The organism is Streptomyces sp. NPDC057010 (assembly GCF_042673805.1).
GTDB lineage: Bacteria > Actinomycetota > Actinomycetes > Streptomycetales > Streptomycetaceae > Streptomyces.
The window spans coordinates 1-10,114 of the sequence record NZ_JBHUSC010000098.1 but is presented as its reverse complement, the minus strand read 5'-3'; the positions used below and the strand labels follow the sequence as shown (position 1 = coordinate 10,114).

Annotated in this window: 11 protein-coding genes and 1 pseudogene; 5 read left to right on the top strand and 7 right to left on the bottom strand. The window is 71.9% G+C overall.

Annotated elements, in window-relative coordinates; all coding sequences use genetic code 11:
- Positions 1-138: 138 nt before the first annotated feature.
- The 4 genes from ACFTXQ_RS35825 to ACFTXQ_RS35810 all read right to left on the bottom strand — a co-directional run bounded on the left by ACFTXQ_RS35825 (position 139) and on the right by ACFTXQ_RS35810 (position 4,036).
- Positions 139-723 carry a dihydrofolate reductase family protein gene (locus ACFTXQ_RS35825; RefSeq protein WP_382649642.1) on the bottom strand — a complete coding sequence of 195 codons (585 nt, stop codon included), beginning with the start codon at positions 721-723 and terminating at the stop codon, positions 139-141.
- 101 nt (positions 724-824) lie between these two features.
- Positions 825-1,427, bottom strand: coding sequence for a GNAT family N-acetyltransferase (locus ACFTXQ_RS35820; protein WP_382649640.1), 603 nt, complete (start codon positions 1,425-1,427; stop codon positions 825-827).
- Between the two features lie 129 nt (positions 1,428-1,556).
- Complete coding sequence (locus ACFTXQ_RS35815; RefSeq protein ID WP_382649638.1) at positions 1,557-2,639, bottom strand: family 2 encapsulin nanocompartment cargo protein polyprenyl transferase; 1,083 nt, start codon at positions 2,637-2,639, stop codon at positions 1,557-1,559.
- Entirely contained in the window at positions 2,630-4,036 is a 1,407-nt protein-coding gene (locus tag ACFTXQ_RS35810) for a family 2B encapsulin nanocompartment shell protein (protein WP_382649635.1), read from the bottom strand. Before ACFTXQ_RS35810 ends, ACFTXQ_RS35815 begins: the two co-directional genes overlap by 10 nt.
- A 220-nt stretch (positions 4,037-4,256) precedes the next feature.
- Here ACFTXQ_RS35810 and ACFTXQ_RS35805 point away from each other — a divergent pair, with 220 nt between their 5' ends.
- The 3 genes from ACFTXQ_RS35805 to ACFTXQ_RS35795 all read left to right on the top strand — a co-directional run bounded on the left by ACFTXQ_RS35805 (position 4,257) and on the right by ACFTXQ_RS35795 (position 6,720).
- A complete protein-coding gene (locus ACFTXQ_RS35805; protein ID WP_382649632.1) occupies positions 4,257-4,712 on the top strand; it encodes an RrF2 family transcriptional regulator in 456 nt (151 codons plus the stop codon).
- A 129-nt stretch (positions 4,713-4,841) separates the two neighbouring features.
- Entirely contained in the window at positions 4,842-6,038 is a 1,197-nt protein-coding gene (locus ACFTXQ_RS35800; RefSeq protein ID WP_382649630.1) for a globin domain-containing protein, read from the top strand.
- Positions 6,039-6,129: 91 nt separating this feature from the next.
- Positions 6,130-6,720, top strand: coding sequence for an N-acetylmuramoyl-L-alanine amidase (locus ACFTXQ_RS35795; RefSeq protein ID WP_382649627.1), 591 nt, complete (start codon positions 6,130-6,132; stop codon positions 6,718-6,720).
- A gap of 21 nt (positions 6,721-6,741) precedes the next feature.
- Here ACFTXQ_RS35795 and ACFTXQ_RS35790 read toward each other — a convergent pair whose 3' ends face one another.
- From ACFTXQ_RS35790 to ACFTXQ_RS35780, 3 genes and pseudogenes are all read right to left on the bottom strand, one after another.
- Positions 6,742-7,146, bottom strand: coding sequence for a DUF4440 domain-containing protein (locus ACFTXQ_RS35790; protein ID WP_382649644.1), 405 nt, complete (start codon positions 7,144-7,146; stop codon positions 6,742-6,744).
- A 104-nt stretch (positions 7,147-7,250) separates the two neighbouring features.
- Positions 7,251-7,721 (bottom strand): NUDIX domain-containing protein, encoded by a 471-nt coding sequence (locus ACFTXQ_RS35785; RefSeq protein ID WP_382649624.1) that lies wholly within the window; start codon positions 7,719-7,721, stop codon positions 7,251-7,253.
- Between the two features lie 4 nt (positions 7,722-7,725).
- Positions 7,726-8,387: pseudogene (locus tag ACFTXQ_RS35780) on the bottom strand (XRE family transcriptional regulator).
- A 314-nt stretch (positions 8,388-8,701) separates the two neighbouring features.
- On the opposite strand from ACFTXQ_RS35780, the gene ACFTXQ_RS35775 reads away from it, so the two are divergent.
- A complete protein-coding gene (locus tag ACFTXQ_RS35775) occupies positions 8,702-8,929 on the top strand; it encodes a hypothetical protein (protein WP_382649621.1) in 228 nt (75 codons plus the stop codon).
- Between the two features lie 132 nt (positions 8,930-9,061).
- On the top strand, positions 9,062-9,970 hold the full coding sequence (locus tag ACFTXQ_RS35770; protein ID WP_382649619.1) for a 1-aminocyclopropane-1-carboxylate deaminase/D-cysteine desulfhydrase: 909 nt from the start codon (positions 9,062-9,064) through the stop codon (positions 9,968-9,970).
- Positions 9,971-10,114: the final 144 nt, after the last annotated feature.

Below are 10,114 nucleotides of genomic sequence, written 5' to 3'. Positions count from 1 at the left end.
ACGCAGCTCCGGCCGGCCGGGCCGGCGTGCTGCGCGTGCCCGGCCTGCGGGGCGACCACCCCGTGCGCGTGCTGTTCCCGCTGTTCACCGGCCATACCTCCACGGTAGGCCGGTTCCGCGCGTCGTGGCGGCGGGGCGTCAGCGCTTGACGGCGTAGGTGGTGACGAGCTGGCCGCCGCCGAGGGCCTTGACCCCGGTGAGCTCCAGGGGGCGCACCCCGAAGCCGGCCCGCGACATGGGCATGCCGGTGCCGACGAAGACCGGGTAGGTCTTGACGACGAACTCGTCGATCTCGTCGATCAGCTGCGCGGCCAGGTCCGCGCCGCCGCACAGCCAGATGTCGAGCCCGTCCGCGGCCTTGAGCTCGCGGACCTCGGCGGCCACGTCGCCGCTGATCAGACGCACCTGCGGGTCCGGCGGGATGGCGAGGGAGCGCGAGACGACGTACTGCTCGCGGAAGTGGCCGTAGGGGCTGGTCAGGCCCTGCTTGAGGCCCGGCTCGTAGGTGCCGCGGCCCATGAGCACCGCGTCGAAGCGCTGGGGCGCGCTGTCCGCGAGGCCGAGCTGGGCGCGGCCCGCGGCGGAGATGGTCTCCGGGTACTCGGCCTTGAGGAATTCGACGAACTCGGCGTCGACGTAGTCGTAGAAGAAATCGCCGTCGCCGTCCGGGGCTCCGATGAAGCCGTCGACCGACGTGGCGATGAAGTACGTGAGCTTGCGCAAGCGATTCTCTTCCGTTCGGCAGTGCCACCGCACCGGGGCACGTCAATCAAAGTACTGCGCATGAAGTGGTTTGGCAACAGGCTTTGACCGGATGCCGGGGCCTACCCCTGCGGCTTGCGCCACATCGGCCACATCAGCGGTCCCTCCGGCAGCCGCACCGGCTCGCCCGTGAACTCCCAGCCGAGCCGCTCGTACAGACCCCTGCTGCGCTCGCTGCTGGCCTCCAGGTACGCCGGCACGCCCTCGCGGTCGCACCGCTCCAGCACCGGGCGCATCAGCTCGGTGCCCAGCCCCTCGCCCTGCCGGTCCGGGGTGACCGCGATCATCAGCAGGTACTCGTGCTCCTCCGCCATCGGGTGGACCGCGCCCGTCAGCCGGCCGACCAGCTCGCACCGCTCGTTGTCCGGATCGGCGACGGCGCGCATCTTCGCCGGGACCTCGTCCTCGACGGGCTCCCCGTCGGGATCCCCGGCCGGGATCCGCAGCCACAGCGCGGCCGCCGAGCCGTCCACCGCGTAGTCGATCCGGCCCTCGGATAGCGCCACGTCCACGAAGACTCCCAGGAACCGGCCGTGCACCGCGGCCCGGTGCTCCGGGTCCGGGAAGACCCAGCTGCTCACCGGGTCGGGCCGGAAGGCCTCGTCGAGGAGGCGTGCCACCGCGTCCCGGTCCGACTGTTCCGCCCGACGTATCTCCAGCGCCACCGGTCACACCTCTCGCTCATCGTCAACAACCGTGAGCGATCCTAGAGTTGGTCCCCACACGCAGAAAGGCCCGTTCCGGCACCGTGCGGGTGCCGGAACAGGCCCGGCGCGGACACCGCCGCCCCGGGATCACCTCGTACGGCGGGTCACGAACTCCGCGAGCGCCAGCAGCCCGCCCGCCGCCGCGAGGTCCGGGACGGCCCGGGACAGCTGCTGCACCGCCCGGCCCATCCGGTCCGCGGCGTGGGCCTGCGCCCAGTCGCGCCCGCCGGCCCGGTCGACGGCCTCGGCCGCCCTGTGCACGTCGTCCCCGGTCATGGGCCCGGCGTACAGGGCGGCCAGCTCCTCCCCCGCCGCGGTGCCCGAGGTGAGGGCGGCCACGACCGGGAGGGACTTCTTGCGGGCGATCAGATCGGCCCCGGCGGGTTTGCCCGTGTGCCCCGGGTCGCCCCAGATGCCGATCAGGTCGTCGATGAGCTGGAAGGCCAGGCCGGCCTCCCGCCCGAAGGCGTCCATGGCGTCGACCTCGTCCGGCCCGGCCCCCGCGTACAGCGCGCCCAGGGCGCACGCGCAGCCCAGCAGGGCGCCGGTCTTGGCGGTCGCCATGGTCAGGCACTCGTCCAGCGAGACGTCCGGGCGCTCCTCGAACGCGCAGTCCGCCTGCTGGCCGGCGCACAGCTCGATGACGCAGGCCGAGAGCCGGGCCGAGGCCGCCGCCGAGGCCGGGTGCGGGTCCTCGGCGAGCAGGCCCAGCGCGAGCGCCATCATGGCGTCGCCCGTGATGACGGCGTCCGGGATCCCGAAGACCGTCCAGGCGGTGGCACGCCCGCGGCGCCGGACGTCGTTGTCGATGACGTCGTCGTGCAGCAGCGTGAAGTTGTGCGCCAGTTCCACGGCGGCCGCCGCGCGCACGGCCTCGTCCGGACGCCGGCCCGGCTGGCCGCCCTGCTGCCCGTTCTGCTGCCCGGCCGGCCCTTGCAGGGCCTGGGCCGCCGCGAGGACGAGGGCCGGCCGGATGGCCTTGCCGGCGCTCCCCTCGGCCGGGCTGCCGTCGGCGTGCTCCCAGCCGAAGTGGTACATCGCGACGCGCCGCATCGCGCCGGGCAGGCTCTCGACCGCCCTGCGCAGCTCCGGGTTGACCGTTTCTCTCGTCCGTTCCAGGAGGGCCGCGGCCTCCTGGCCCTCGCCGGTCGCTACGGCGTTCAGCGCCAACGGCCGATCTCGACGTTCTCCAGCACGCCGAGCGCGTCCGGCACGAGCACGGCGGCGGAGAAGTAGGCCGTGACCAGGTAGGAGATGATCGCCTGCTCACTGATCCCCATGAAGCGGACCGACAGGCTCGGCTCGATCTCGTCGGGGATGCCCGGCTGGTGCAGGCCGATCACGCCCTGCTCGTCCTCACCCGTGCGCATGCACAGGATGGACGTGGTGCGCGCGTCGCTGATCGGGATCTTGTTGGACGGGAAGATCGGCACCCCGCGCCAGGAGGGGATGCGGTGGCCGTCGACGTCGACGGTCTCCGGGTACAGGCCGCGCTTGTTGCACTCGCGGCCGAAGGCGGCGATCGCCTTGGGGTGGGCGAGGAAGAGCTTGGAGCCGCGCCTCATGCTGAGCAGCTGGTCCATGTCGTCGGGGCTGGGCGCGCCGTCGTGGGGCTGGATGCGCTGGTCGTAGTCGGCGTTGTGGAGCAGGCCGAATCCGGGGTTGTTGAGCATCTCGTGTTCCTGGCGCTCGCGCAGCGCCTCGACCGTGAGCCGCAACTGCTGCTCGGTCTGGTTCATCGGGTGGTTGTAGAGGTCGGCGACGCGGGTGTGCACGCGCAGGACCGTTTGTGCAATGGAGAGTTCGTACTCGCGCGGGCGGGCCTCGTAGTCCACGAAGGTGCCGGGGAGGACGGCTTCGCCCTGGTGGCCGGCGGAGAGCTCGATGGCCGCCTCGCCGTACTTGTTGGTCCGCTGCTCGGGCAGGGACCGTACGGAGTCGATGTGCGCGCGCAGCGAGTCGACCCGGTCGGCGAGGAGCTGGAAGTCCTGACGGGTCAGGACGAGCGCGGTGCCCGAGGTGGCGGCGCGGGCGGTGTACTCCCAGATCGCCTCCTCGTCGACGAGGGAGTCCTCGCCGAAGTAGGCGCCGTCGGCGACGGTCCGCAGGACGGCGTCCTCGCCGTAGGGGCCGGGGCCGATCTGGTCGATGCGGCCGTGGGCGAGGAGGAACACCTGGTCGGAGGCGTTGCCGAAGGAGGTGAGCTCCTGGCCGGGCTCGAAGTCGATCTGGCGGCAGCGCTGGGCGAGTTCGCCGAGCACGTCGAGGTCCTCGTAGTCGCGCAGGAGCGGGAGCTCGCCGAGCTCGGCGGGGATCACCTGGACCTGGGTGCCGGTCTTGATGAATTCGACGATGCCGTTGCCGACCGAGTAGCTCAGCCGGCGGTTGACGCGGTAGGTGCCGCCCTGCACCGAGACCCACGGGAGCGTCTTCAGGAGCCACCGTGAGGTGATCTCCTGCATCTGCGGCGCGGACTTGGTCGTGGTTGCCAAGTTCCGCGCCGCAGACGTCCCCAGACTGCGCTGCGATGTCTGGGTCTCGGATTCGGAACCTGCCTGGACCGACATGTCTTTCCCTTTCGATCACTCCATGGACCTGCGGGAGCAGCCTTCCAGTACGGAACGTGGTGGGACCATTACACAAAAGGGTGGGACTACTCCGTCCGGGGGCGGGGCACCCTCTGGGGTCGCCTCGCTCCCCACCGGCCCCTCGGGGCCCACCACTTTCAGCCATCGCGCGCAGGGCGTTTAATTTGCAACGCGGATGCAAATTTTCTACCGTGAGCACATGCGGCTGACCCGATTCACCGACCTCGCCCTGCGCGTCCTGATGCGCCTGGCCGTCGCGGAGGCGGACCTCCCGACCACCCGCGACGTGGCGGCGACGATGCAGGTTCCGTACACCCACACGGCCAAAGTGGTCGCCAGGCTGCAGCACCTCGGCCTGGTCGAGGCGCGGCGCGGCCGCGGCGGCGGGCTCACCCTGACCTCCGCCGGCCGGGCGGCCTCGGTGGGCGGGGTGGTGCGCGAACTGGAGGGCGCGGGCGACGTCGTGGAGTGCGAGGGCAGCGCCCCGTGCCCGCTGCGGAGCGCCTGCGTCCTGCGGGGCGCCCTGCGCCGGGCCCAGGAGGCCTTCTTCGCCGCACTCGACCCGCTGACGGTGAACGACCTGGTCGCGGCCCCGACCGGGCCGCTGCTGCTGGGCATCTCGGGCGGCGCTCCGGGCGGGCCCGAAAGGCCCTGACCGGCCGGGCCGGATGGCCGGTTCACGCCGCCCACCGACGGGGATCGCACACAAGTCCGCACCGCGACGAGGGCTTCCCGTCACCCAAAAATACGCATCTTAAATACCAATTACGCGAGGAGTTCCGCCATGCTGTCCGAGAAGTCGACCGCGACCGTACGAGCCACCCTGCCCGCCGTCGGCGCGGCCATCGGCGACATCACGGAGCTGTTCTACGCGAAGCTGTTCGCGGCCCACCCGGAGCTCATCCGCGACCTCTTCAACCGCGGCAACCAGAACGCCGGCCTCCAGAAGCAGGCCCTCGCCGGCTCCATAGCCGCCTTCGCGACCCACCTCGTCGACCGCCCGGACACCCGCCCCGACGTGATGCTGAACCGCATCGCCCACAAGCACGCCTCGCTCGGCGTGACCCGCGAGCAGTACCCGGTCGTCCACCGGCACCTCTTCGAAGCGATCACCGAGATCCTCGGCGAGGCCGTCACCCCCGAGGTCGCCGAGGCCTGGGACGAGGTCTACTGGCTGATGGCGAACGCCCTCATCGCCCTCGAGGAGCGCCTCTACGCCGAGCGGCAGGTGCTCGCCGGCGACGTCTGGCGGGCCTGGCTGGTCACCGGCCGGGTCGAGGAGACGGCGGACTGCACCACCTTCCACATCGCCCCCGCCGACGGCCGCCCCGCGCCCGCCTTCAAGCCCGGACAGTACGTCTCGGTCCAGGTCGAACTCCCGGACGGCGCCCGCCAGATCCGCCAGTACAGCCTCTCCACCTCCCCCGGCTCCCCGGTCCGCGCGATCACCGTCAAGCGGGTCCACGGCCCGGCCGCCGCGGGCCCCGACGGCGAGGTCTCCAACCACCTGCACGCCCGCGTCCACCCCGGCGACACCCTGCGCGTCTCGGCCCCGTACGGCGACCTGGTCCTGCGGGACTCCGCCGCGCCGGTCCTGCTCGCCTCGGCCGGCATCGGCTGCACCCCGATGCTCTCGATGCTGGAACACCTGGCCGACACCGGGCACACCGCCCCGGTCACCGTCCTGCACGCCGACCGCTCCCCCGCCGACCACCCGCTGCGCGGCGACCACCGGGCGCTGACGCTCAAGCTCTCCGACGCCTCGGCCCGCTTCTGGTACGAGCAGGACGCCGATCCGGGCGACGGCGAGGGCCTGATCGACCTGGCGGCCGTCCCGGTCGCGCCCGGCACCCGCGCGTACCTGTGCGGGCCGCTCCCCTTCATGCGGGCGGTGCGCGAGCAGCTGCTGGCCAAGGGGGTGCCGGCCGCGGACATCCACTACGAGGTGTTCGGCCCCGACCTGTGGCTGGCTTCCGCCTGACTCCTGTCCGGAACCCGCCCTAGCGGCGGAAGGGCCGCCTCCACTACACCGGAACGTAACGAACCGCGTACGTACCGTAAAGGAGGCGGCCATGGCCGCACCCATGTCCGCAGACCGCTTCATCCAGGCCCTGCGCGCCGAGGGCCTGACCGTCGTCGAGGTCGGCGCCTGGCGCACCCACAACCGCAACCACAAGGGCCCCTGGGGGCCGGTGCACGGGGTGGTGATCCACCACACCGTCAGCCACGGCACGGCCTTCACCGTCGACCTCTGCCGCGACGGCGACGCCGATCTGCCCGGCCCCCGCTGCCACGGCGTGATCACCAAGGACGGTCGCGTCCACCTCGTCGGCTACGGCCGCGCCAACCACGCGGGGAAGGGCGACTCCGACGTCCTGGCGGCGGTCATCGCGGAGAAGCGGCTGCCGCCGGACAACGAGGCGGACACCGACGGGAACCGCCACTTCTACGGCTTCGAGTGCGAGAACCTCGGCGACGGCGAGGACCCCTGGCCGGCGGTCCAGCTGGACGCCATGGCCCGCGCGGCGGCCGCGGTGTGCCGGGTCCACGGCTGGACCTCGCGCTCGGTGATCGGCCACCTGGAATGGCAGCCGGGGAAGATCGACCCGAAGGGCTTCACGATGGACTGGCTGCGCGGGCGCGTCGCCGAGCACCTGAAGTAGCCGAACCCGCCGGGACCGGGATCAGGACCGGTCACACCAGGAGAAGGCCGCGATCCGCCAGCCCTCGGGGCCGCGGACGAACTGCATCGTCTTGGTCCCGGCACCCTCGAACGGCTCGCCGTCCAGGATCCCGGACTTGCGGTACTCCCCGAACCGCGAGGCGATACCGCCGGCGATCTCGGTCCGCTCGGTGGTCTCCCACTCGGAGAACTCGACCAGCCGGCCGTCGCCGAGCAGCCGCTCCCGGGGCTCGACGAACTCCTCCACGGTGTAGACGGTGAGCTCCGGGCCGGCGTGGACGATCACCCCACCCGGAAGGACCAGCCGGCGGAGCCGGGCCACGTCGGCGGCCTTGCCTCCGCGGTTGTCGAAGGCGCCGAAGAACTCGGCGGTCACCCGGTCGATCTCGGCCTTGTCGGTGGTCATGGACATGGCGCGACGGTAACACCACCCCGCCCCGACCGGCACCGGACGGCCACCGTGGGTCTGCCACCCGCCTGGCGACCGACCCGGCCAAGGCAACCCAGGCCTTAGCCGAGGTATGGGGCGGGGCGGCTCTCCAAGAAGTGCTGTACTCGCAGGCGCTGTGTGTGGTGCATGGGCAACGCCCCCAGCTCAGCCGGCTCCACGAAGCGGAGTTCCGTGCTCTCGTCCGAGATCGCCAGCGTGCCCCCGGTGATGCGGGCCGTGAAGCAGACGTTGAACTGACGGCGGACCTCGCCGTCGCTGTACTCGATGATGTGCTTCGGGTCCGTGTAGGTGCCGACCAGCCCCGTGATCTCCACGTCGAGGCCCGTCTCCTCCTTGACCTCTCGGACGGCCGTGCCGGGGAGGGAGTCCGTGAGGTCCATCCCGCCGCCGGGGAGGGCCCAGAGGTCGTTGTCGCGGCGCCGTTGCAGCAGGATGCGGCCCTGGTCGTCCGTGACGACGGCTGAGGCTGCCACGACCATGCTGTTGGGCGCGGGAGCGTGGGGATCGTCGTAGTACTCGGTCCGGGCCATCGGGTCACTCCTCCACGGGACGGGCCGTCTCCCACACCGCCTTGAAGCTGTCGGCGTAGGTGTCGAACATGCCCCCGGCTTCGTGACGGCGAAGGTGCCACACGGGCGCACCGTACGCGTTCACACCCCAGACGTGGGCATTGACCAGGACTTCGCCGTCCGCCCGGTACAGGCTGTTGTAGAGGGTCGTGCTGTGCGTTCGCAGCTCGATGCCGGGAACGTCGGCCAACGGTCGGTAGTGCATGAGGGCGAGACGGCAGCGGGATTCGATGCCGTGCCCGAACCTCTCTTCCTGTCCACGCTGCCGGACGTTCTCGCTGTCCGCGTCACCGATGGCGATCCGGACCGTGCAGCCGTCCGCCGCGCGTTCCCGAAGGGCACGTCGATCCGCTCGCGAGCTGTCGTCAGCAGGTCCACGAACACGGAGACGGGAAGGTCAGCACGCTGGTCGTACAGCGCCACCAGTTCGGGGCTGACGGCCCGCGCGGCACGGGCCTGTCTCAGCGCCGGCCATAGTGCGTGGACGTCCTCGCCCAGCGTCTCGGCAGCCAGCAGCGCCGTTGCCCGCCGTGGAGTACGTCCGAGGTTGACCCAGCGTTCGACGCTCTTCGGATCGACGCCCGTGACGCTCGCCAGCGATGCATGAGTCCAGCCGCCGGATGCCATCAGGGCCCTTAACCGCTCGTTCTGCCTAGGGACGTTCTACAGGTCGCAGGACGTCCCGAAGTGGGAAACGTACGAGGTTCCCCCGTCCTGATCACCACGGCGACGATCCCGGTACCAGCGAGGTACGAAGGGATCCGGAATGGTGCGGGGACTGTGGCAGCAGGTCGAACAACGTGATCCGTTTCCGGTGCCTGATCCTGATCCGGCAGACCCGACGTGCGACGTCTGCGCTGCCCTGGTCGTACAGCGCACCGGCCGGGGGTCGTGGACTGCAACGTCGAGATCCGTCAGCACCCTCACACGGAGGTGAGCCGATGACCCGCGCCGTGCTGCGCTACGTCCCCCACACCATCCGGCACGCCCCGGAAGGCGGAGTGACATACGAGGCGTTCTGCGTCGCCGAAGGCTGCGGAGCCGAGTCGGGCGCGCACGACGAACAGGAACGGCCGCAGGACTGGGCGCTCCGGCACGCCGGGCGGACCGGGCACGACCTGTTCCGGCGTGTGTTCACCGATCACGCACGCGTCAGCCGGGACACGTAGACCCCGGCCCGCTGGGCGACGGCGAGCAAGGCAGTCCAGCGCGCCGGCTTCGGCCCCGCTCACACGACCCGAATCGTGTGGGCGGGGCTCTGACGTGCGACGGCGAGGACGGGAGCGCCCCACAATGGACGGGTGAATCGCCCCGCGAACCTTGACGTGCTCTTGCAGCCGCGCCCGCCGTCTCCGTTGCAGGAGATCCAGGACGAGCGGTTCGGGCGGCACGGCGTACGACTGCTGCTGAAGCGGGACGACCTGGTGCACCCGGTGATCCCCGGGAACAAGTGGCGCAAGCTCGCGCCGAACCTCCGGGCGGCGCTCGCGCAGGGGCACGACACCCTGGTCACCTTCGGCGGCGCGTACTCGAACCACCTGCGGGCCACCGCCGCGGCCGGGCGGCTGCTCGGGCTGGGGACGGTCGGCATCGTGCGCGGCGACGAGCTGGCGGGGCGGCCGCTCAACGACTCCCTGGCCCGGTGCGCGGCGGACGGCATGCGGCTGCACTTCGCCTCCCGGTCCGACTACCGCCGCAAGGCGGAGCCCCCGACGCTGGAGCGGCTGCTGGCCGGGGCGGGGGCGGAGGGCGCGTACGTGGTCCCGGAGGGCGGCAGCAACGCGCTCGCCCTGGCGGGCTGTGCGGAACTGGGGCGCGAGCTGCGCGGGTTCACCGATGTGGCCGCGGTGGCCTGCGGCACGGGCGGCACCCTCGCCGGCCTCGCGGCGGGCCTCGCCCCCGGCCAGCGGGCGCTGGGCGTCCCGGTGCTGGCGGGCGGGTTCCTTGCTGCGGAGATACGTTCCCTCCAGCACCAGGCCTTCGATGGCCCGGCCGGGACCTGGACGCTGGCCGAGGACTTCCACCACGGGGGCTACGCCCGGGTCCCGGCGGAGCTGGAGGCGTTCGCCGCCGACTTCGAGGCCCGCCACGGCCTGCCGGTGGAGCGGGTGTACGTGGCGAAGCTCCTGTTCGCGCTGGCCGCCCTCACCGAGTCGGGGACGTTCCCCCCGGGCACCACCCTGACGGCGGTCATCACGGGCCACCCGTAACCCGCCCCGCCGCTGCGCGGAGCCGCCCCCGGGCTCCGCCCGGACCCGGTCCTCAAACGCCGGAGGGGCTGGATTTTGCCCGCACGGGACTGGACGTGCCGGCCGGGGGTGGGGACGGGGTGGGGTGTCGGCCGGGACTAAAAC

Excerpts from the sequence above, each read along its gene's own strand:
- ACFTXQ_RS35810 (WP_382649635.1), bottom strand. The coding sequence starts at position 4,036 with ATGTCGGTCCAGGCAGGTTCCGAATCCGAGACCCAGACATCGCAGCGC.
- ACFTXQ_RS35800 (WP_382649630.1), top strand. The coding sequence starts at position 4,842 with ATGCTGTCCGAGAAGTCGACCGCGACCGTACGAGCCACCCTGCCCGCC.
- ACFTXQ_RS35795 (WP_382649627.1), top strand. The coding sequence starts at position 6,130 with ATGGCCGCACCCATGTCCGCAGACCGCTTCATCCAGGCCCTGCGCGCC.
- ACFTXQ_RS35785 (WP_382649624.1), bottom strand. The coding sequence starts at position 7,721 with ATGGCCCGGACCGAGTACTACGACGATCCCCACGCTCCCGCGCCCAAC.
- ACFTXQ_RS35790 (WP_382649644.1), bottom strand. The coding sequence starts at position 7,146 with ATGACCACCGACAAGGCCGAGATCGACCGGGTGACCGCCGAGTTCTTC.
- ACFTXQ_RS35775 (WP_382649621.1), top strand. The coding sequence starts at position 8,702 with ATGACCCGCGCCGTGCTGCGCTACGTCCCCCACACCATCCGGCACGCC.
- ACFTXQ_RS35805 (WP_382649632.1), top strand. The coding sequence starts at position 4,257 with ATGCGGCTGACCCGATTCACCGACCTCGCCCTGCGCGTCCTGATGCGC.